Annotated in this window: 18 protein-coding genes and 1 riboswitch; of the genes, 9 read left to right on the top strand and 9 right to left on the bottom strand. The window is 69.2% G+C overall.

Annotated elements, in window-relative coordinates; all coding sequences use genetic code 11:
• Positions 1 to 12 precede the first annotated feature (12 nt).
• From DA1_RS10420 to DA1_RS10390, 7 genes are all read right to left on the bottom strand, one after another.
• Complete coding sequence (locus tag DA1_RS10420; protein ID WP_269784350.1) at positions 13 to 1101, bottom strand: fimbrial protein; 1089 nt, start codon at positions 1099 to 1101, stop codon at positions 13 to 15.
• Positions 1102 to 1400: 299 nt separating this feature from the next.
• The gene (locus tag DA1_RS10415) at positions 1401 to 2369 is read right to left on the bottom strand and encodes an ADP-ribosylglycohydrolase family protein (protein ID WP_230590942.1); all 969 of its coding nucleotides are present in this window, start codon (positions 2367 to 2369) and stop codon (positions 1401 to 1403) included.
• Complete coding sequence (ybiA, locus tag DA1_RS10410; protein WP_034397146.1) at positions 2366 to 2947, bottom strand: riboflavin biosynthesis intermediates N-glycosidase; 582 nt, start codon at positions 2945 to 2947, stop codon at positions 2366 to 2368. Before ybiA ends, DA1_RS10415 begins: the two co-directional genes overlap by 4 nt.
• A gap of 28 nt (positions 2948 to 2975) precedes the next feature.
• Positions 2976 to 3587, bottom strand: a complete 612-nt coding sequence (locus tag DA1_RS10405) for an HAD family hydrolase (protein ID WP_034397145.1) — start codon at positions 3585 to 3587, stop codon at positions 2976 to 2978.
• Positions 3565 to 4149 carry an RNA 2'-phosphotransferase gene (locus DA1_RS10400; RefSeq protein ID WP_034397144.1) on the bottom strand — a complete coding sequence of 195 codons (585 nt, stop codon included), beginning with the start codon at positions 4147 to 4149 and terminating at the stop codon, positions 3565 to 3567. The genes DA1_RS10405 and DA1_RS10400 overlap by 23 nt, the downstream gene beginning before the upstream one ends.
• A gap of 56 nt (positions 4150 to 4205) precedes the next feature.
• On the bottom strand, positions 4206 to 5138 hold the full coding sequence (locus DA1_RS10395; RefSeq protein ID WP_034397142.1) for a diacylglycerol kinase catalytic domain-containing protein: 933 nt from the start codon (positions 5136 to 5138) through the stop codon (positions 4206 to 4208).
• Entirely contained in the window at positions 5125 to 6198 is a 1074-nt protein-coding gene (locus DA1_RS10390) for an SPFH domain-containing protein (protein ID WP_034397141.1), read from the bottom strand. Before DA1_RS10390 ends, DA1_RS10395 begins: the two co-directional genes overlap by 14 nt.
• 87 nt (positions 6199 to 6285) lie before the next feature.
• Here DA1_RS10390 and DA1_RS10385 point away from each other — a divergent pair, with 87 nt between their 5' ends.
• A complete protein-coding gene (locus tag DA1_RS10385; protein WP_012207554.1) occupies positions 6286 to 7020 on the top strand; it encodes an NUDIX hydrolase in 735 nt (244 codons plus the stop codon).
• A 37-nt stretch (positions 7021 to 7057) separates the two neighbouring features.
• Here DA1_RS10385 and DA1_RS10380 read toward each other — a convergent pair whose 3' ends face one another.
• Both DA1_RS10380 and DA1_RS10375 read right to left on the bottom strand, forming a co-directional pair.
• Entirely contained in the window at positions 7058 to 8023 is a 966-nt protein-coding gene (locus DA1_RS10380; protein WP_034397138.1) for a threo-3-hydroxy-L-aspartate ammonia-lyase, read from the bottom strand.
• 44 nt (positions 8024 to 8067) lie between these two features.
• Positions 8068 to 8709, bottom strand: a complete 642-nt coding sequence (locus DA1_RS10375; RefSeq protein WP_034398990.1) for a helix-turn-helix transcriptional regulator — start codon at positions 8707 to 8709, stop codon at positions 8068 to 8070.
• Positions 8710 to 8775: 66 nt separating this feature from the next.
• Between DA1_RS10375 and DA1_RS10370 the strand changes: the two genes are divergently transcribed.
• From DA1_RS10370 to cobW, 8 genes are all read left to right on the top strand, one after another.
• Positions 8776 to 9267 carry a YbaK/prolyl-tRNA synthetase associated domain-containing protein gene (locus DA1_RS10370; RefSeq protein WP_034397137.1) on the top strand — a complete coding sequence of 164 codons (492 nt, stop codon included), beginning with the start codon at positions 8776 to 8778 and terminating at the stop codon, positions 9265 to 9267.
• 57 nt (positions 9268 to 9324) lie between these two features.
• A complete protein-coding gene (locus DA1_RS10365) occupies positions 9325 to 10206 on the top strand; it encodes a CHAD domain-containing protein (protein ID WP_034397136.1) in 882 nt (293 codons plus the stop codon).
• 38 nt (positions 10207 to 10244) lie between these two features.
• A riboswitch (cobalamin riboswitch) is annotated at positions 10245 to 10529 on the top strand.
• A 128-nt stretch (positions 10530 to 10657) separates the two neighbouring features.
• Complete coding sequence (locus DA1_RS10360) at positions 10658 to 12898, top strand: TonB-dependent receptor (protein WP_034397135.1); 2241 nt, start codon at positions 10658 to 10660, stop codon at positions 12896 to 12898.
• A 10-nt stretch (positions 12899 to 12908) separates the two neighbouring features.
• Complete coding sequence (locus DA1_RS10355) at positions 12909 to 13850, top strand: ABC transporter substrate-binding protein (protein WP_034397134.1); 942 nt, start codon at positions 12909 to 12911, stop codon at positions 13848 to 13850.
• Positions 13847 to 14869: a FecCD family ABC transporter permease gene (locus DA1_RS10350; RefSeq protein ID WP_034397133.1), complete on the top strand. Its 1023-nt coding sequence runs from the start codon at positions 13847 to 13849 to the stop codon at positions 14867 to 14869. Before DA1_RS10355 ends, DA1_RS10350 begins: the two co-directional genes overlap by 4 nt.
• On the top strand, positions 14866 to 15633 hold the full coding sequence (locus DA1_RS10345) for an ABC transporter ATP-binding protein (protein ID WP_012207546.1): 768 nt from the start codon (positions 14866 to 14868) through the stop codon (positions 15631 to 15633). The genes DA1_RS10350 and DA1_RS10345 overlap by 4 nt, the downstream gene beginning before the upstream one ends.
• 4 nt (positions 15634 to 15637) lie before the next feature.
• Positions 15638 to 16660, top strand: a complete 1023-nt coding sequence (locus tag DA1_RS10340) for an LLM class flavin-dependent oxidoreductase (RefSeq protein ID WP_034397132.1) — start codon at positions 15638 to 15640, stop codon at positions 16658 to 16660.
• 27 nt (positions 16661 to 16687) lie between these two features.
• Entirely contained in the window at positions 16688 to 17737 is a 1050-nt protein-coding gene (gene cobW, locus DA1_RS10335; RefSeq protein WP_034397131.1) for a cobalamin biosynthesis protein CobW, read from the top strand.
• The last annotated feature ends 1 nt before the right edge of the window (position 17738 follow it).

The following is a 17738-nucleotide window of genomic DNA, read 5'->3' as shown; positions in this document are numbered from 1 at the left end:
CGGGGACGCTGCTCACTGGTAGTTCAGCGTGAAGGTGGCCCTGCCGTTGGCCTGCCCCGTCGTGACTGCCGCAGCGGTCTGCACGTATTTGGCAGTCAGCGGGATCTTGAACTGGGCAACGCCCTGGACGATGGTTCCCGCACTCCATTGGTTGGTGTTGCCAGGCACGTTGGAGTCCGGGCCGTAGCCGAGAGCGGTGCCATCCTTCAATATCTGTATGCCTATTCCGGTGGCAACCGGCTTGCCGTCTGGCGCGGTCTGGCTCAAGGTCAGGACGGTGCTCCGATTGCTGGTGTCGTTGGCATCGGTGAGCGTGATGTGGGGGCGCAGAACGCTTTCGGGCGCGCCGCCCTTGCATTCCAGCGTGATGTCGAAGTGCTGGGGGATGGAGGTGGATTGGAGGCCCGTGAATCGCAGGATGGGCACAGCGCCCATGGGTACGGAGATGGTCGAGGCGGCCACCGAGCAGGAGGGACCGACCACCACCCTGGTGCGGCCGGACAGGTTGACGTTTCCTGCGATGCAGTTGGGGCACTGGAATCGCATATCGACGTTCATCCCGGAGCCCGTTAGCACGCCAGCGGAAACGCTGCCGGTTTTCACCAGCTCGATCCAGACATCCTGGGTGGATGAAACATTCCAGAAATAACCCAGCGCGCCCGAATGATTTTCTGATTCGGTGGTAATGGGCATGGTTCTGCCACTGGGAGCGCTGGGGCCGCGCCATGTTGCCCACCAGCGGATTCCAATGCCGGGAATATTGGTGCTGTAGACATTATTGTATCCGGGCGTCTTGTTTCCGGATTGAACATTGGCGGCTACAACAGCTTTGGAAACATCGTACTCGAATGCCGTGTTCAGCACCGCTTTAAGATTAAATACGGTTGCCGTAGACTTCCATAGCGTCGATCCGTTGGAGTAATTTCCGGGTACTGTTATTTCCTCGGGCAGTGAAATGCTGGAGCTGGTGGGGGAGAATACGCCCCCGGCAAAGGCATTGGTGTTCATCGTTGCCGCTGAAAAGGCGATGAGAAATGGAAGGGCGATCAATGCAAGGCGGCGTACTTGCGAGGGAAATGACGGAATGAAAGAAGAATGCATGATACTGATTCGCTCCATTGCTGAAGTATGATTCTCGAAAATATCACGCAATAGTTTTATTGAACTTTTGAGTGAATAATGAGAGGCTGGAAATGAAAGCATCGAATCATTCGATGGGTGGCCTCTTTAGTATTTCGCACTCTACGCCGAAGATATGAGGTGATGCAATCAGACTGCTCTGATAATGGAGCGTGGCTCAGTCAAAAGCCGCCCATGCACGCCATTCGTAAAGAGCAAGGCCCGCGTGTCACGGAGCTCGGGTGCGTGGAGGTTGCGCAGACAAGCCTGGTCCAGTCCGCTCAGTTGCTGAGAGGTGCGGTCGGAGAAGTGTCACTGGCACCTCTGGCGGCTTGCCAGAGCGCATCGGCCAGGGCTGTGATCTCAGGGGCCAGGTGCAGGCGTTCCAGCCAGCGGTCCGCAATGCCGCTGGCGCCGTGGAGGGCTCCTGCCAACTGGCCCGTGATGGCTGCCGTGGTGTCGGCGTCATCGCCCAGGTTGGCGGCCTGCAGTACCGCGCCTTCAAAGCTGTCATGCCTCGCAAAGCACCACAGGGCCGCCTCCAGGCTGTCCACCACGTAGCCGCTGCCGCGAATCTGTGCGGCCGGCTTGTCGCGATAGTCGCCACGGGCAATCTCCCGCAGGCGTGGGCTGGCGCAGTCTTGCAGAACGCCGCCCAGGTCCAGAACCTGCGACCGGGGCAGTCCCTGCAGTGCCCGGCACAGCGCCACGGCGAACAGGCGGCAGGCCTGCAGGCATTCAGGTGCCGCGTGGGTGGTGCGTGAGCTGAGTTCAGCCATGCGCTGCACCAGGTCCTCGTCGGGGCCGAAGAACATGGGCACGGGCGCCAGCCGCATCAGGGAGCCGTTGCCGGCCTGGTCCGGGTCGGGCGACCCGGCCAGCGGATCGCCGGTGGCCAGGAAGCGCTGGATGGCCGCCCTGGTGGCCATGCCGATGTCAAAGCAGTTGCCGGTGGAACTCCAGTACCCCCATTCGTACCAGTTGGCATAGCGCGTCATCTGGTCCTGCGGGTCGCAGCCGCCGCGCTGGAGCAGGCTTTCGGCCAGGCACAGGGCCATGGAGGTGTCGTCGGTCCACTTGCCTGCGGGCAGCGAGAACGGGCCGCCGCCGACCATGTCGGTCAGCGGCGCAAAGCTGCCGCGCGGCTGGAATTCCAGCGTCGTTCCCACGGCATCGCCACAGGCCAGGCCCAGCAGGGCACCACGGTATCGGTCCAGCGTGTCCATGGCCATGCCTGTGCTCGCGCTCATGGTTGTTCAGGAGCGGTGCTGCGCAGCCGCGCGCGCACCTGCATGAGGGCAAAGCCCAGCAGGTTCAGGCCCTGCCAGCGCGCGGGATTGGCGGCGCGCACATCGTCGGCTGCCAGGCCGATGCCCCAGATGGCGTCCACGGGGCTGGCTTCCACCAGAACCCGGTCGCCCGTGTTCAGCAGATAGCTGGCCAGGGCCGGGTTCTGGGAGAACTTGGCCTCGTTGGCGCGCACCACGATGCCCATGCGCGCGGCCACCCAGGCCGCTTCATCAAAGCCCTGGATGCCACGCCCCAGCTTCTTGGCCTCGCCCGGCGTGCGGCAGCGCACGATGGCCGCGTGCGCCGCCTCGTCGCCAAACAGCCGTGCCTTGCCCGCCATCATGAAATGCTCGGCCGTGGGGTAGTGCTGGCCATCGACCTCGAAACCCGCCTCGAACCACTGGCTCATGCAGGTCTTGCCGATGGAGCCATCGGCCGCAGGCTGGTGGCCCCAGAACGGCAGGAAGCGCGGGGTGAGACCCTGGGCCATGGCGTTCTGGAGGTCTTGCAGGGAGGCGATGTGGTCTGTGGTGGTCATGGGCTGTCTCGTTGCCGTGTGTGCCGTTTCAGGAATGCGATGGAGCTTGCTGCAGCCACCACTGACTGAAGGCCATCAGGTCTGCGTGCTGCGAGTGGGCGTGGACCAGGTCCGGCCCGGTGTTGGGCGTGCCGTTCGGGCCACGGCACACCAGGGCCGCGTGAATGCCCGGGCCAATGTCCCGGAGGTAGGGCAGATAGTCGTCCACGAAAGCGACCGGGCCGAGCCGCTGCAGGGCGTCTGCCTTGGGGCTGCGCACGCCGATGGTCCGGCCCGTGGCGATCACGCGGTCGATGGGAAAGCCGAGGTCGCGCAGGTTGCCCAGGCGGGCCTGCTCGAAGCGCGCCGCCAGGGCCGTCACGCAGACCAGTTCGTAGCCGGCGCCCTGCAGGTCGTGGCAGGCCTGCAAGGCATTGCCCAGCGCGGGAATGCTGCGCCAGAAGGCATCGTCCATGCAGGCCCTGAACTGTTGCAGGCGCTCGCCGTCCAGCGCCTGCACGGCCCAGCGGTCCATGGCCCAGTAGGCATGGGGGTCGGCCTCGGCGGGGCGCTGGCCGAACGCGCGCTCCCAGGCTCCGGCATAGGCGCGGTTGTAGTCCAGCAGCACGCCATCGGCGTCAAGGGCAATGATGGGTTTCATCGTGTTCCTCTTCGGCCAGCACGCGCAGGTAGTACGGTGCCACGCTGTCCGTGAGCCAGACGCCGTTGTCCGAACGGTAGAACAGGCAGGCATCGGCATGCATGCGCGCCGCATCGATCTCCAGCAGCACCAACCGGCCATAGCGCTGGCCCACGGAGCGGGCCGTGGCCAGGTTGTCGGTCAGGTGCACGTGGTGGCGGTTGCGCCGGTCCAGGCCGGTGCGCAGGATGGAGTCCAGAAAGCGCGTGGCCGTGCCATGGTAGAGGCGCTGCGGCGGCACGCTGGCCTGCAGGCCCAGGTCGATCTGCACGGAATGCCCCTGGCTGGCGCGGATGCGCAGGCCGTCGGCGCTGATGGCAAAGCGCTGCTTGGGGCAGCTTTGCACCACCTCCATCAGCAGTGCGGGTGAGATGTTGCGGCCGGCCGCCTGGGCGCCGCGCAGCAATGCGTCTATGGAGACCCAGCCCTGGGCGTCCAGTGCGAGCCCAGCGCGGCCGGGGTTGTGGCGCAGGACCAGGCTCATGAATTTGCTGGTCGATGTCATTGTGTTCTTGTTGTTCATACGGTCCATTTCCATGGATTTTCTTGTTGTGTCGATGATTGTCCGTGCTTCGGGCTTCACACCACCAGGCAGCCCTGCCGCTCCGACAGGCCGATGGTGGCCTGCATGCCCGCCGTGAACTGCAGGTAGTCGGCTTCCATGCCGTCCGAGAAGATGACGCCATGGTCGGGCATGCGCGAGCGCAGGGTCAGCGGCTGGCCGGCGGTGACCTGGCCATAGACCAGTTCGGCCGTGGAGGAGCGGCTGGGAAAGGGCTCGCGCACGGCGAAGTCCAGGCGTGGCGCATCCCAGGCGAAGGGCTGGTAGTCGAAGTCGGTGGACGCGCCGCGCACGGCGCGGGCAATGCCCATCGATCCCGTGACGATGCTCTTGATCCAGGCGGACGAGCCCAGCCCCGTGGCGACGATGAGGCCGGAGGACGATTGGGATTCGCGCCGCTCGCCCAGCGCGATGTCGTACAGGGCCGAGGTATGGCTGCGCGGGCCGATGAACAGGTCGTTGGCGGCGCGCAGCACCTGGCCGTCGCTCAGGCGCGCCTCGGCCAGCGTGACGGCGCGCGTGGGGCGGCGGTTGGCGGCCACGTCGCCCAGCAGGGCGGCCAGGTCGGCGGGGGCGAAGGGCAGCAGCAGGCCGTCCCAGCGCGCGGGCTCGGGATTGACGCCGATGAGCGGCTGGCCGTCCAGGTATTTCATGGTGTTGGCCACCATGCCGTCCTGGCCCAGTGCCACCACGATGTCGTCGGCGCCGAAGACGAAGTTGGGCACCAGGGCGCGGTCCACGATCTGGTAGCGGCCGCGTGCCTCCAGCGCCTGCACCACGGCCTGCAGGGCGGCGGCGTAGGCGGCGCTTTCGCGCAGGTAGTCGCCGAAGTCGGCACCCAGGTGCTCGATGTAGAAGCGCGCCTGGGACAGCGTGTGGTACTTGGCCACCAGCTCATCGAGCCGCGTGCGCCGCACCACCAGCACGGTCTTGCGTTCATTGGCGTTCACGGCGGCTCCTTGCGGGTTCGGGATCGGCCACGGCAGCTGCATGGCCTGCACCGGCGCCCATGAGCGACTGCAGCAGCTCGGGCGAGACGTTGAGCTGGCCGATGCGCTCGGCCTTCTCGGCAATGCCTCCAAAGGCCTGGGCGATGAGCTGGCCCGGCTGCATGCCCACGGCGGCCAGCGATTGCACGATGCGCGGGTCGGCCTTTTCCAGGGCCTGCATGACGGCGCCCACGCGGTAGGCCTCGGCCTCGGCCAGGGTGCGGCTGTTGGCGGCCTGGCCTTCGACGAAGTCGCGGCGGCTGGTCTCCAGCGCCACATCGGCGGACATCTGTTCGGCGCGCAGCTCGTTTTCCTTGCGCATCTGGGCGGCCTTGGCTTCCAGCTGGGCCTCGCGGATCTGGCGCTTTTTCTTTTCCACGGCCACATCGGTATCGAGCTCGTTCTGGCGGATGGCGCGCTCGTTTTCCACGGCAGCCATGCGGCGGGCATAGACGGCGTCGTCCGCAGCCTTGAGGTTGGACTCACGCGCCTCGGCTTCCAGGGCGCGGGCGATGTCGGGCGTGGGTTTGACGGCCATGACCGAGACGCCCAGGATCTCCAGCCCCAGCGCCTCGATCTCGGGCTGGGCGGCCAGCTCCTGCTGGGCCGTGCGCGCAATGAGCGCCGAGGAGCGCAGCGCCTGCTTGAGCTCCAGCGCCTGCACGGCCTGCTGGATGATGACCTCGGCCTGCATGGTCACGCGGTCGCCCAGGCGCTGCGGGTCTTCGGACATGTATTTCTGGCCGTCGCGCGCCAGGGAGAAGTCCATCAGCGTGGCGGTCTGGCGCGGTGTGCTGATGCGGTAGGTGACCTGGCCCTGCACGGTGACGCTCTGGAAGTCGGCCGTCACCAGCTCCAGCATGAAGTGGCAGTCCTGGCTGCCCACGGGCACCGCGACCAGGGTGGTGGTGGGGGCGTAGTAGAAGAAGGACTGGCCCGCACCCTCGCGCACCACCTTGCCGGCGCGGAACTGCATGAGGTGGACCGTGGGTTGGGACTTGATGAAACGGATGCCGAACATGGTGCTTTTCCTTTAAGTTGCTCTGTGCAACTTGTATGGGTTGCATAGTGCAACTTAAAATCCGGCACGTCAAGCACAATCCATCCCATGGCTGAAAAAAATTCCCCATCCCCGCAGGGCGCGCTGGACTTCCCGCGCCCGTTCACCACGGTGGACGTGGTCATCTTCACGGTGGCTGACGATGCCCTGCAGGTGCTGCTGGTGCAGCGCCCCACGGCGGGCAGCGAGCCCTTTCCGGGGCTGTGGGCGCTGCCCGGCGGCTTTGTGGATGTGCGCCAGGACGCGGACCTGCTGGCCTGCGCGCGGCGCAAGCTGCTGGACAAGACGGGTGTGGACAGCCCCTACCTGGAGCAGCTGGGAAGCTGGGGCGGCGCGGCGCGCGACCCGCGTGGCTGGTCGGCCACGCATGTGTATTTCGCGCTGATCCCGGGCCATGACCTGATCCTGGCCAAGGGCGCGAATGCGGCCGATGTGTCGTGGTTTGCCGTCGATGAACTGCTGCGCGAGCCTGCGCTGGCCTTCGACCACGGCGAGATCCTGCGCGCAGCGGTGGAGCGGCTGCGGGGCAAGGTGGAGTACACCTCGCTGCCGGCGTTCCTGCTGCCCGAGCCCTTCACGCTGCCGCAGCTGCAGCAGGCCTACGAGGTGGTGCTGGGCCGCCCCGTGGACAAGAGCGGTTTTCGCACGCGCATGATGGCGGCCGGCTTTCTGGTGGAGGCCGGCCAGGTGGAGGGCACGTCACGCCGCCCCGCCATGGGCTACCGCCTGGCCGACCGCAGCGCGCCCGTGGTGTTTCCGCGCACCTTCAGCCCGCGCGGGTGAGGGCGGCCTTCGATCAGGACCAGGATCAGGATCAGGATCAGGCGCCCAGCAGGCTGCAAAAGCGCTGCATGTCCACGTTGCCGCCGCTGAGGATGATGCCCACGCGCCGGCCGCGCAGTTCTTCGCTTTTCTGGCGCGCGGCGGCAAGGCCCAGGCAGCCGGTGGGCTCGACCACGAGCTTCATGCGCGTGGCCAGGAAGCCCATGGCATCGACCAGCTCGGCATCGCTGGCGGTGAGGATGTCGGTCACGTCGCGCTGGATGATGGGGAAGGTGATGCCGCCCAGGTGCTGGGTCTGGGCGCCGTCGGCAATGGTCTTGGGGGTGTCTATGTGGACGATGCGGCCTGCGCGCAGCGACTGCTGGCCGTCGTTGCCGGCCTCGGGCTCCACGCCGTAGAGCGCGCACTCGGGGCTGAGCGCACGCGTGGACAGGGCGGTGCCCGACAGCAGGCCGCCGCCGCCCAGCGGCACGAAGAGGGCGTCCAGCGGGCCGGTTTCCTCGAACAGTTCCTTGGCGGCCGTGCCCTGGCCGGCCAGCACGTCGGCATGGTCGTAGGGCGGGATCAGGGTCAGGCCGTGGCGCTCGGCCAGGCCGCGGCCGATCTGCTCGCGGTCTTCGGTATAGCGGTCGTAGACCACCACCTGGCCGCCATAGCCCTTGGTGGCCGCCACCTTGGCGGCGGGCGCGTCATGCGGCATGACGATGGTGGCGGGGATCTCCAGCAGCCGCGCTGCCAGGGCGATGGCCTGGGCGTGGTTGCCCGAGGAAAAGGCCACCACGCCGGCCTTGCGCTGGGTGGGGCTGAAGCGCGACAGCGCATTGAATGCTCCCCGGAACTTGAAGGCGCCCATGCGCTGCAGGTTCTCGCACTTCAGGAAGACGCGGGCGCCCAGCGCATCGTCCAGCGTGCGCGAGGTGAGCACGGGCGTGCGGTGGGCATGGCCCTGGATGCGTTGGGCCGCAGCGGCCACGTCGTCGTAGGTGGGAAGAAGGCTTGTCATCGGTACAGGAAAAACAGGGGTGGATCGGGAAGGGGGGCCCGGACCTACTTGGCGTAGCTGTAGACCGTGGCGCGCGACACGCCCAGGTGGGCGGCAATGGTCTCCATGGAGCGGCGAAGGTCCAGCAGGCCGGCGCCCTTGAGTTCACGGACCAGGGCGCGCCGCTCCTCGGGCTTGAGGGCGCGCGGCGTGGTCGCCAGGCGGGCCGCGAACTGATCGATGCGGGCACGCACCGTGTCGGCGCCTGCACCGGCGCCCGTGGGGTCCAGCATTTCGCGCGCGGGGGTGTCGCCGCTGACGGCGGCAAAGCGGTTGAGCATGCCCTGGAAGCCCTGGAACATCGTCAGGTCCACATTCATGCACAGGGCGGCGATGTAGCGGCCCTCGGAGTCGCGGATGCCGATGGACGTGCTCTTGGCCTGGCGGCCATCGGCGAACTGGTTGGGGTAGTTGGCGATGACCTGCTCGTAGCCGGGGTCGAGGATGCGGGCCAGGCCCAGCTCCGTCGCGCCCTGGCCCACTTCGCGGCCCGACAGGTTGTTGTGGATGGCCAGCACCGCATGGGACGGGTCGAGCAGGTCATGCACCACCACCTCGCAGAACGGGGCAAAGGTCTGGCCCAGGCCTTCGGCGATCTGGGCCAGCTGGTCCAGAAGCTGGCGCTGTTCAGGGGTTCGTTGGGTCATATTGGACATTTTGTTTTGAATTGGACAGAATGTCAAAATCCAGACGACTTCTCTGCGCTTTCCACCATGTTCGACACCCTTGTAGACCTGCTGCAATCCCAGGGCGCGCGTTTTCGCGTCCTGGAACATCCGGCCGAAGGCCGCTCTGACCTGGTCGCCGAAATCCGGGGCACCGCCCCCGGCCAGGGCGCCAAGGCCATGCTCTGCAAGAGCCGCGATGCGTCCGGTGCGGCCGATCCCCAGCTGTTCCTGGCCGTGCTGCCCGGCGACCGCAAGCTGGACTTCAAGCGCCTGGCCCAGGCCGTGGGCGTGCGCAAGGCCACGCTGGCCTCGCCCGAGGAGGCCCAGGCCGCCACGGGCTGCGTGATGGGATCGGTGCCGCCGTTCTCCTTCAACCCGCAGGTGCGCCTGGTCGTGGACCCGGCCCTGGTCGAGCGCTTTGGCGAGATCGCCTTCAACGCGGGCCGGCTGGACCGCTCCATCGTGCTGGACTCGGCCGACTATGTGCGCATTGCCCGGCCCGCGCTGCACAGCCTGAGCGGGGATGGCGCCGATTGACCCGGGGGCCGGGCGGTGCCCACAATCGCAGCAACGCCCGCACACCCTCTCCTGACCATGTCCACCTCTGCGAAGCAGCAACCTGACCGGCCCGATGCGGCCGGCTTTGTGCGTGCGGCGCTGGCTGCTGCCCTGGCCCAGGTGCAGTCGCATCTGGCGGTTTTGGAGGGCGGTGGCAGCGATGCCGAGACCATCCACCAGCTGCGCGTGGCCCTGCGGCGCCTGCGCACCGTGCTGCGTGAGTGCGCGGGGCTGGCGCCCGGCATGCGCGCCGAATGGGATGACCCCCTGGCCCAGGCCTTTGCGCAGCTGGGCACGCTGCGCGATGCCGATACGCTGGCCGATGTGGTGCGCCCGCTGCTGCAGGCAGCCCATGCGCCCCTGTGCGACTGGCAGGCGCCGCAGGCCGTGCAGGCGGATGCAGCCGCTGCCGTGCGCGAGCCGCCATTCCTGCACGCGCTGGCCGAGATCCAGGCGCTGGCGCAGGCGCCGCAGGGAGAGCCATCGGCCCGTTTTGTCCACCTGTCCGCCGCAGGCACGCGCAAGTACCTGGCACGGCGGCTGGCGCGCCTGCACCGCCAGGTGCTGCGCGATGGCCGGCACTTCGACCGCCTGCCGCTGGCGCAGCAGCACCGCGTGCGCAAGCGGCTCAAGCGCCTGCGCTACCTGGCGGACTTTGCGCGGGAATTCGCGCCCGGAATGTGGCCCGGCAAAAAGGGCCGGCGCTTTGCCGAGGCGCTGGTGCCCGCCCAGGACGCGCTGGGTCTGCACAACGACATGGCCGTGGCGGCCGAGCATTTCCATGCCGAGGCCGCGCGCGACCCGCGCGCCTGGTTCGCCGCCGGCTACCTGCAGGCCCGCCTGGCTACCAGCGCGCGCAGCAGCCGCCGCGCGCTGCGGGCGCTGGCCCGGGTGCCAGGCTTCTGGGCTGGGCGATAATCCGCCGCTGGCGCACCGCCGCAGCCTCTGGGCCGTGGCGGTGCGCTGTTGCTGAAGGTGCCCCATGCCGTTCACCGGCCAGGGGTTCAACGGGAAGCAGGTGCGCGATGCCATCGAGGTGGCCGCTCGCAATGCCTGCGCTGCCCCCGCAACGGTCAGCGGAATACAACTCCCCACGCTGGCGCGCTATCGACAGGTCGCGCGCCGCAAGCCACTGTGTCCTTCTCGGGCATGGGAAGGCGGGGATGCCTGCCGCAGCGCGCCCACCCTGCGTGCCGCAGCGTTCCGCAAGCCCGGATACCGGCCTTCTGCATTGCTTTCGGACGCCGCGGGAGTGCGCCTGTCCGGTCCGGCCCCAGCCTGCGCTGCCGTGGCCGGCTCCGGCGTGCGCGCTGTGCGGCGTGGTTCAGACGATAGGCCCCGCGGGTGAGTGGGGCAGTTGGGTCAACGCATGCGCTTCGCTTCCTCGGCCGCCGATTCCTCCGGCCTTCTCTCTGTTCTCCCTCTTGTCTCCAGCCTGCGGCCCGTAGCGGCCGCCGTCCTGCTGGCCAGCTGCGTTGCAGCGGCCGGCGCCGCGCAGGAGCCGGCTTCGGGCCGATCCACGGACTCCGCCGACGATGCGCTGGACGCCGTCTTCGTGACCGCCACCGCGCGGCCCGAGGCGCGCAGCCGCATCGCGGGCACCACGCAGACCATCGACCGCGAGGCCATAGAGCGCTCCAGCGCGCGCTCGGTCACCGACCTGCTGGCCGAGAACGCCGTGGGCTTTCTCAGCGAATGGACGGCGGCCCAGACCTCGATGAACCTGCGCGGCGCCTCCACCGACGGCCAGGGGCGCGACTTCCGCAGCCAGGTGCTGGTGCTGGTCAACGGCCGGCGCGCGGGCACGGCCAACCTGTCCAAGCTCAGCCCCTCGGATGTGGAGCGCATCGAGATCGTGCGCGGCCCGTCCTCGGTGATCTACGGCAGCCAGGCCATGGGCGGGGTGGTCAACATCATCATGAAGACGGGGGCCACGGCGCCCGGCACGCGCGCTCAGGTCCAGGCTGGTTCATGGGACCTGTGGCGCACCGATGCGCAGACGGCCGGCGCCAATGACCGCTTCGACTGGTACTTCGGCGTGAGCGCAGGCGGGCGCGGCGACTACGAGTCGGGCGACGGCGGCACGCGCATGGAGAACACGGGCTGGAAGCGGCGCGGCGCCAGCGGCGCCCTGGGCTGGCAGCTGCACGAGCTGCACCGCGTGGAGCTGCAACTGCGCACGGACGGCATCTACAACGCGGGCTTTCGCGGATCGGGCGCCAACATCTACAGCCGCGACAACCGCAGCAACCGCTCGCTGGACCTGACCTACGAGGGCGCGCTGCCCGGCCAGCGCCTGAGCTGGACGACCCACCTCTACAGCCTGGTCGATACCGATGAGTTCAACTGGGCATCGCCCGTGATCCGCTCGGGCAACAGCGCCGTGCCCGGCACGGCGCGCGACTACAACCACCGCCAGCTGGACGCCACGGGCCTGCGCTTTCAGCCGCGCCTGCGTGTCAGCCAGACCAATGACCTGCTGATGGGTTTCGACTGGGAGCGCAGCAAGCTGCGCTCCGACCGCCTGCGCGTGGCCATGCCGGGCGGCCCGGCGGGCCAGGTCGCGCCCTACGACAACAACCAGACCGAGCAGGTGCACGCGCTGTACTTCGAGGACGCGCAGACCCTGTTCGACGATCGCCTCACGCTGCGTGCCGGCCTGCGCAAGACCTGGGGCACGACGCGTTTCGACGATACGCCCAACCTCGCCCTGGCCCAGGCCAGCACGCGCGACTATGACAACCACACCTGGTCGGCCGGCGCCACCTGGAAGGCCACGGACCGGCTTACGCTGCGCGCTGCGGCCTCCACGGGGTTCCGCGCGCCCACGGCCACGGAGCTGGCTTCGGACTTCACGGCCGTCGGCGGTGGCCGCACCTTCGGCAACCCCAACCTCAAGCCCGAAACCAGCCGCCAGATCGAGGTCGGCGCTGCGCTGCAGCAGCCCGGCTGGCGCGTGGATGCGGCCCTGTTCCAGAACACCATCAGCGACCGCATCATCACCGTCTCGCGCGGGGCCACGACCAACACCTCGGACTACGCCAACAACGCGGCCGACATCGTGGCGCGCGGCCTGGAAATGCAGGCCGACATGGACCTGGCGCGGGCGCTGAACCTGACGGGCCACCAGCTCAAGGCCTGGGCTGGCGGCTACTACCACTTCAGCATGCGGGACAAGGGATCGCCAGCCTCGGCCAATACCGACAAGGTGCAGCGCATGTACCGCTACGAGGCTTCGGCCGGCGTGCGCTACGGCCAGGGCAGCGGGCGGCTGCAGGGCGACTGGAGCCTGCAGCTGTCCACGCTGCTGCGCGGCCCCATGTGGTACGACACGGAAGAGGCGCTGCTCATCCCGCAGGGCGAGCCCAGCAGCACCTTCATCCACCGCAAGGGCGCCTTCACCATCTGGAACCTGCGGGCCGACTACCGCGTGTCGCGCGGCGTCAAGCTGTTCGCGGCCGTCAACAACCTGTTCGACCTGAACCGCCATCCCATCTTCATCGCGCTGGACCGCGCGCCCTGCATCGCCAACCCGGCGTACCAGAACGGCGGCTGCGGAACGTCGATGGCGGGGCGCGAACTCATGGTCGGCCTGCAAGCAGAGTTTTGAGGACCATGGCATGAAGCAATCCAGCACCACGCGCCGCCAGTTGCTGCGCCAGGGCGCGGCGGCGGCCCTGGGCTGCGGCCTGCCCGCGGCATGGGCCGACACCGTCGCTGCAGGCGGTCCGGTGGTGCTGCAGGATGCGCTGGGCCGGCGCGTGGAGATTGCTGCGCCGCCGCAGCGCATCGTCTCCATCTTTGCCTCCAACACCGAGCTGGTGGCCGCGCTGGGCCTGCTGGACCGCGTGGTGGGCGTGGAGGATTTCACGCGCTTTCCACCGGGCGTGGAGCGCATTCCCAAGGTGGGCGGGCGGCTGGGGTTTTCGGTGGACGCCGTGGTGGCGCGCCAGCCGGACCTGGTCATCGTCACGCCCGCGCGCCAGGCGGCGCACCAGCTGGTCGATCCCATGGAGCGCATCGGCGTGCCGGTGATGGTGCTGCTCAGCCGCTCGCTGGCCGAGGTGATGGACAACCTGCGCCTGGTGGCCCGCGCCACGGGCGTGCAGGCGCGCGGCCAGGCGCTGGCCCTGGCGCAGGAAGCGCGGCTGCTGCGCGTGGACCGGCAGGTGGCCGGCCAGCCCCGACCGCGCGCCCTCATGGTCACGGGCCGGCTGGGCAACGGCATGCTGCTGGCGGCACGCCCTGGCACCTATACCGGCGAGGCCATGGTGCGCGCGGGCGCCGCGTTCGCGCTGGACGGCCTGGGCACGGTGCCCCAGGTCTCGCCCGAGGCCGTGCTGGCCGCCGACCCCGACGTGCTGCTGTTCGCAGGCACGCAGGAGGCCATGCAGGACCTGATCGGCCAGCGCGGCTGGCGCGACCTGCGTGCCGTGCGCGGCGGCCGGGCCACCACGGTGGCGCGTGCCGAGTTCCTGATTCCCGGGCCGCGCACCTTTGGCGGCGTGGAAAAGCTCTCGCGCTGGCTGCACCCTGCGGCCTGGGCCGGGGAGGCCGCATGAATTCCCTTTCACGGACACCTGCGTGGCGCCCCTGGGCCGGTGCGGTCCTGCTGCTGCTGGCCAGCCTGCTGATCGCCGCCTGCGCGGGCCACCAGTGGGCCAGCCCGGCCGACCTGCTGGCCGCGCTGGGCGGCGAAGACAGCCTGCGCAGCCGGCTGCTGCTGCAGTGGCGCGTGCCGCGCGTGCTGGCAGCCGCCCTGGTGGGCGCGCTGCTGGGCCTGTCGGGCGCCATCTTCCAGGGCGTGTTCCGCAATCCGCTGGCCGAGCCCTATCTGCTGGGCGCCTCGGGCGGCGCGGCGCTGGGGGCGACTGTCGCCCTGCTGGTTCCCATGCATCTATTGTTCGGCCTGTCCCAGGCCTGGACGCTGCCCGTGCTGGCCTTTGCGGGCGCCTGGGGTTCGACCGTGCTGGTGCTGGCCGTCTCGCGCGTGGCCGGTGCCACCGATGCGGCCGGCATGCTGCTGGCCGGCGTGGCGCTGGCGGCCGTGCTGGGCGCGCTGCGCTCGTTCCTGATGCTGGCGCTGTCCGATGAGACGGTGAGCCTGCAGGTGGTGCTCAGCTGGGTGCTGGGGGGCATACAGACGCCGTCCTGGAGCGGGCTGGGCCTGCTGGCCGGTGCCTCCCTGGCCTGCCTGGCCGGGGCCATGGCGCTGGCGCGCGGGCTGGACCTGCTGGGCCTGGGACAGGATGCGGCCCAGGGCTTCGGCCTGGACGTGGCGCGCTTTACGCCGCTGGCCGTGCTGGCCGGCTCGCTGGTGGTGGCCGTGGCCGTGGCCTATGGCGGGCTGGTGGCCTTCGTGGGCCTGGCTGCGCCGCACATCGCGCGCTGGATGGCGGGACCGCTGCACCGCGCGGCCCTGCCGGCGTCGGCGCTCACGGGCGCCATCATCGTCACGCTGGCCGATGCCATTGCGCGCAGCGTGCTGCCGCCGGCCGAGATCCCGCTGGGCCTGGTCACGGCCGTGGCCGGCGGGCCCTTCTTCATCGTGCTGCTCGCGCGCAGGCTGAGGTCCGCATGAACGATCAAGCCATGGACGACGCCGTGCCACGCCTGCAGGCCCGGTCCCTCACGCTGCGCCATCGTGGCCGCAGTGTGCTGGACGCCGTCTCGCTGCAGCTGCCCGCCTGCGGCGCCGTGGCCCTGGTGGGACCCAATGGCGCGGGCAAGTCCAGCCTGCTGTCCCTGCTGGCGGGGCTGCAGGCGCCTGCATCCGGCAGCGTGCTGCTGGACGGGCAAGACATTGCAACCCTGCCCGTGGCCGAGCGCGCACGCCGCGTGGGCTACATGCCCCAGCGCTTTGCGCCGCACTGGGACCTGACGCTGGCCGAGCTCATGCACATGCGGCTGGCGGGACGGGGTGATGTCGAGGCGGCCATTGCCGGCGCCGGGCTGCAGGATTTCGCGCGCAGGCGCTGGTCCACGCTGTCCGGCGGCGAGCAGGCGCGTGCCCTGCTGGCCACCGTGCTGGCCACCGACCCGCCCGTGCTGCTGGCCGACGAGCCCGGCGCCGCGCTGGACGTGCGCCACCGCCTGGCCCTGGTGCAGGCGCTGGCGCAGCGCGGGCGCGAGCGGCTGGTGCTGGTGGTCATGCATGACCTGGACCTGGCGCTGGCGCACTTCGGGCGCGTCATCGTGCTGGACCAGGGGCGCATTGCGCTCGATGGGGCCCCTGCCGAGCTGCTGCATGCGCCGGGGCTGGATGCCGTCTTCGGCGTGGATTTCGAGCGCATCGACGCACCTCCGCAAACCTTGCTGCGCGCGCGGCTGAAACAGGAGAACTGAACCCATGCGCATCGATCTGGCCGGCTGGACGCGCGACGCCACGCGCGGCGGGCACCGTGAATTCCTGGCGCTGTTCGAGCGCGCCGAGCGCCTGGGTTTCCAGGGCGTGTGGTTCAACGAATTCCGCGTGCCCGATACCGCCTGGCCCTATCCCTCGCCCCTGCTGCTGGCCGCCGCCGTGCTGGCGCGCACCGAGCGGCTGCGCGTGGGCACCTCGGTGCTTGTGCTGCCGCTGCACCACCCGCTGATGCTGGCCGAGGAGATTGCCCAGCTGGACCTGCAAAGCGCCGGCCGCATCGACGTGGGCGTGGGCCGGGGCACGGAGCCGGCCGCGCTGCGCGCCCTGCAGATCGATGCGGACAGCACGCGCGAACGCTTTGCGCAGTCCTGCCGCATTCTGGTGGAGGCGCTGTCCGGCAGGCTCATCGTGGCGGGGCAGGGGCCGTGGAGCTTCGAGGACCGGCCCGCCCTGCCTTCGACCGTGCAGCGTCCGCATCCTCCCTTGTATGTGGCCGGCTCCACGGCAGAGACCCTGGGCTTTGCCGTCGATCAGAATCTGCCCCTGCTGCTGAGCCTGGAGCCGCCCGAAGGCACACAGCTGGAGCGCCTGGAGGCCGCTGCCCGGGAGCGCGGGCGCGATGCCGCCGCGCTGCGTGCGCGTTCATCGCTGGCGCGCTATGTCTGCATCGGTGCCGATGAGGCCGCCGTGCAGGCCCAGCTGGCCACGCTGTGGCCGCAGCTGTACCAGCGGCGCGTGTACTTTGCGGGCAAGCGCGGCGTGCCGGCCGACCAGGTGCTGCCCATCGATGTGCCGCGCGTGCTGGCCGAACAATTCATCCATGGCACGCCCGAGCAGTGCCATGCGCAGATCACCGCATTGCGCGAGCGCACGGGCATTGGCCAGCTGCGCTGCGTCTTCAACGCCAACGGCCTGTGGAGCGATGCCCAGGCCCTCGCCGGCATGGAACTGTTTGCGCAGGAGGTTCTCCCTTCATTGCGCAGCGCCGTGCCTTTCGCCACCGTCTGACTTCCTCTTTTTTCTGGAGAACCTTCCATGCAAACCGCCAAGATTCCCGCCACCATCGTCACCGGCTTCCTGGGCAGCGGCAAGACCACGCTGCTGCGCCACATCCTGGACAACGCCGATGGCCGGCGAATCGCTGTGATCGTCAACGAGTTCGGCGAGCTGGGCATCGACGGCGAGATCCTCAAGGGCTGCGGCATCGGCTGCGACGACGACGGCAACGAGCGCGAAGGCGCGCTGTACGAGCTGGCCAACGGCTGCATGTGCTGCACGGTGCAGGAAGAGTTCTTCCCCGTGATGCGCGCGCTGGCCGAGCGCCGCGACCAGATCGATGCCGTGATCATCGAGACCTCGGGCCTGGCCCTGCCCAAGCCCCTGGTCCAGGCCTTCCAGTGGCCCGAGATCGCCAACGTGTTCACCGTGGACGCGGTGGTCACCGTGGTGGACACGCCAGCGGCCGCCAGCGGCCAGTTCGCCGCCAATCCCCAGGCCGTGGACGAGCTGCGCCGCGCCGACCCCAACCTGGACCACGAATCGCCGCTGCACGAACTGTTCGAGGACCAGCTGGGCGCGGCCGACCTGGTGGTGCTCAACAAGACCGACCTGGCCGATGCCGAGGCCCTGGCCCGCGTGACCGCCCTGGTGCGCGAGGAGCTGCCGCCCGAGGTCAAGATCGTGCAATCGTCCCAGGGCCGCCTGCCGCTGGACGTGGTGCTGGGCCTGGCCAAGGCGGCCGAGACCACCATCGACCAGCGCGTGAGCCACCATGACCACGACGAGGACCATGACCACGACGACTTCGACTCCTACGTGATCGACCTGCCCGCCGTGGACCGCGACCGCCTGCTGGCCGCGCTGGAGACGCTGGTGGAGCAGCACAGCATCCTGCGCGTCAAGGGCTTTGCAGAGATCCCGGGCAAGCCCATGCGCTGGCTGCTGCAGGGCGTGGGCCGCCGCTTCGACCACCATTTCGACCGCGCCTGGCGCGAGGGCGAGGCACGCGGCACGCGCCTGGTGTTCATCGGGCAAGACCTTGACGAAGCAGCGCTGCGCAAGGGCCTGGAGAATGTGGCCGCCTGAC

Origin of the sequence: Delftia acidovorans NBRC 14950 (assembly GCF_001598795.1) — a bacterium.
GTDB classification, from domain to species: domain Bacteria; phylum Pseudomonadota; class Gammaproteobacteria; order Burkholderiales; family Burkholderiaceae_C; genus Comamonas; species Comamonas acidovorans.
Note: the sequence above shows the minus strand (reverse complement) of the source record. Positions and strands in the feature narration are given on the sequence as shown.